General features: G+C 69.1%; 3 protein-coding genes. 1 reads left to right on the forward strand and 2 read right to left on the reverse strand.

Annotated elements, in window-relative coordinates:
* The first annotated feature begins 181 nt into the window (after window positions 1-181).
* Entirely contained in the window at window positions 182-550 is a 369-nt protein-coding gene (locus QMK28_RS33810; protein WP_326443521.1) for a VOC family protein, read from the forward strand.
* Window positions 551-598: 48 nt separating this feature from the next.
* Here the strand turns inward: QMK28_RS33810 and QMK28_RS33815 are convergent, their stop codons facing one another.
* Window positions 599-1,444, reverse strand: coding sequence for a transposase family protein (locus QMK28_RS33815; protein ID WP_326443522.1), 846 nt, complete (start codon window positions 1,442-1,444; stop codon window positions 599-601).
* Window positions 1,445-1,500: 56 nt separating this feature from the next.
* Window positions 1,501-1,956, reverse strand: coding sequence for a hypothetical protein (locus QMK28_RS33820; protein WP_326443523.1), 456 nt, complete (start codon window positions 1,954-1,956; stop codon window positions 1,501-1,503).
* Window positions 1,957-2,119: the final 163 nt, after the last annotated feature.

Genomic DNA, 2,119 nt, shown 5'->3' on the forward strand with positions numbered 1-2,119 from the left:
TGTGGTTGCGCCATCTTGAAGTGGCTGGTCAGCAGGGGTGGCGTGACCCCGTTTCGGGGTGCTCGTGCTGGTCGTGGGCGGCAGTCTGGGGTGTAGATCGTCCGGCGGGGTGGTTTTGCCGATGAGTTCACCGTCCTCGAACGGTCTACCCAGCGACACGACCGTTCGCGACAGGAGTGCCATGTCCACCATCCAGCCAGTGATCATCACTGCCGACCAGGACATCCTGGTCGGCTTCTATACGAAATTGTTCGGCGCCGAGGAGATCTTCCGGGTTCCGGCGGAAGGCCCGGCCTTCTACCTCGGCTTGCGCATCGGCGACACCGACCTCGGGCTGGTGGCCAAGACGAACCCGGGGACCGGGGCGGCACCGCGGATCCTGCTCAGCATCGGTGTCGACGACGTCGACGAGACGCTCGGCCGGGTGACGGCGCTGGGCGGCTCGGTCCGCGGCGGCCCCAACGACATGCCGTGGGGACAGCGCGTCGCCCACATCCAGGACCCCGACGGCAACCCGGTGAACCTCACCCAGCCGATCCCGGCTCAGTGACGCTGCTCCGGGGTGCTTGTGCTGGTCGCGGGCCGCCTGCGGTAGAGATCAATTTCCTGTAGTGGCCTCGATGTTCGTCAGTACGAGCAGCGCGCGAAGCAGGTGGGTGGCGCGGGCGGGGTCAGTGCGGAGCTTGGTGAGGATCCGCCAGTTCTTCAGGTGGGCGAACCCGCGCTCGACGGGCGCGCGTCCGGCGGCCAGAACCCGGTTCGCCGTCTTCTGCCCGGGGGTGAGCTTGCGGTAGCGGGTGGCCTTGAAACCGGTCACGATGACCAGGTCATCGGGGTCGTCGGGCTTGTCCACGCCGAGGAAGCCCAGGTCGGCGAGCGCGCCGAGGCCGGCCGCCTTGAGATGTTCGACGAGATGGTCGTGGCGGGCGGCGGTGGCGTCGTGGGTGCGGCCGGGCCGCGCGTCGGAGATCCAGATCAGGCGGCCCCTCTCGTCGGTCAGGGCGAGGAAGTGCAGGCCGTGACGGTGGTGCTTGCCGGAAAAGTGTTTTCGGTTGTCGCGGCCGGTGCGGCGCTGGGTGGCGATGAGGGTGCCGTCGACCAGGACGACTTCCCCGCCCCGCTTCGCGATCTTCTTCAGGGCCCGGTCCAGGCGCGGAGCGCGGGCGGCGAGCAGGTGGATCATCTCGTCGCGCCAGCGGCGGACGGTGGACTCGGCGATGTTGTTGCCGCCGGCCATGTCGGTCAGGCGCTGATCGTGGCGGAGCACGGCCAGGACGATCACCGCGATCTTCCCCGGCGGCAGCGACCGCCAGCGCGAACCTATCGATTTCAGGTGACGCCGCAGCAGGCTGGCGAGGTGGTTGACGGTGCTCGTGGACAGCGGCAGACGGCACTGGTAGACAAGGGACACGGTGTCCCCGATGTGCTCTTCGGTTTTGCTCACACATTCCCAACGAGCCCCGGGGGCACCGTAGTTACGTCCGCCCCAGGAACTGCGGGTCACGGGCGGACGGTGAACCGCCCGTCGGGACGCTTGTGCAGCCAGCCGCGATCGGCCAGTTTCGTCAGCTTCCCGCGCAGCGGCTCCACCTTGCCCCGCACCCCGGTGTCCAGCCCGAGCGCCTCGCCCACCTGCCGGACCATGACCGGCCCGCCAGCAGCGCGGACGGAAGCGAGAATGCGCTGGTACTCCGGCGGGAGCGCGGTCTCGGCCATCTCCGGGGCGCGGTGCGGGATCAGCAGCACCTCCTTCCCGCCCACCTGCGCGACAGCCGGCGCCGTCGCGGCCCGTTCGGCGGCGACCTGCTCGCCCATCCGGGCCAGGACCCGCTCCGCCGCCGCAAGGTCCTCGCGTTCCGCCCGTACCTCGGCCAACTGCTTGACCAGCTGTTCTTCCAGATCGTCCAACTCCGCGCGGCGTACCGCGATCCGCTCCTGCACCTCGGGATCCACCATGCGCCGGATCGTAGGGAGGAGAACGAGGCGGCGGACCGGAACAGGCGAACCGCCCTGCCCAACGATCTACATGCTGGACACTGCCCCACCACCAGCCCGAGCAGCCTCACCCGCCATCACACCAGAGGCCCTGACCAGCCAGAATCAAGATGGCGGAGCTTCA

The organism is Streptomyces sp. H27-D2 (assembly GCF_035828615.1).
GTDB lineage: Bacteria > Actinomycetota > Actinomycetes > Streptomycetales > Streptomycetaceae > Streptomyces.

Excerpts from the sequence above, each read along its gene's own strand:
- QMK28_RS33820 (WP_326443523.1), bottom strand. The coding sequence starts at position 1,956 with ATGGTGGATCCCGAGGTGCAGGAGCGGATCGCGGTACGCCGCGCGGAG.
- QMK28_RS33810 (WP_326443521.1), top strand. The coding sequence starts at position 182 with ATGTCCACCATCCAGCCAGTGATCATCACTGCCGACCAGGACATCCTG.